The organism is Mesorhizobium sp. M1C.F.Ca.ET.210.01.1.1 (genome assembly GCF_004791585.1).
Taxonomy (GTDB): domain Bacteria; phylum Pseudomonadota; class Alphaproteobacteria; order Rhizobiales; family Rhizobiaceae; genus Mesorhizobium.
Window position 1 is genome coordinate 1 of sequence record NZ_SRUU01000202.1, and the last position, 295, is coordinate 295.

The window sequence follows — 295 nt, forward strand, 5'->3', positions numbered from 1 at the left end:
GTCTCTATAACCGAAGCCAGGGCCAAACTGTCGGAGCTCGTCAGGCGCGCCAACGCCGGCGAGGAGATTGTGATCACCCGGCGCGGGAGGCTGTAGCGCGTCTTTTACCTCCTCCGGCGAAGAAGACCTGTCGCCACGCGACGGTGCGGTCTCAACCTAGCTGGATGGGTCGAGTGCTCGCGGCTGGAGTCCAAGCCGCTCGACCTCGTCCTTTCTCAGCTTGATGTCGTAGTCGAGCAGAAACTCATCCAATTGCGGCGGCGCGACAGAGGTGCCGGAGATCGGAAGAGCACAC

The 295-nt window shown here is 62.4% G+C and carries 1 protein-coding gene; it reads left to right on the forward strand.

What is annotated here, in order from left to right:
- The first annotated feature begins 27 nt into the window (after window positions 1-27).
- A complete protein-coding gene (locus EN853_RS33580) occupies window positions 28-96 on the forward strand; it encodes a type II toxin-antitoxin system prevent-host-death family antitoxin (RefSeq protein ID WP_245517534.1) in 69 nt (22 codons plus the stop codon).
- Window positions 97-295 lie beyond the last annotated feature (199 nt).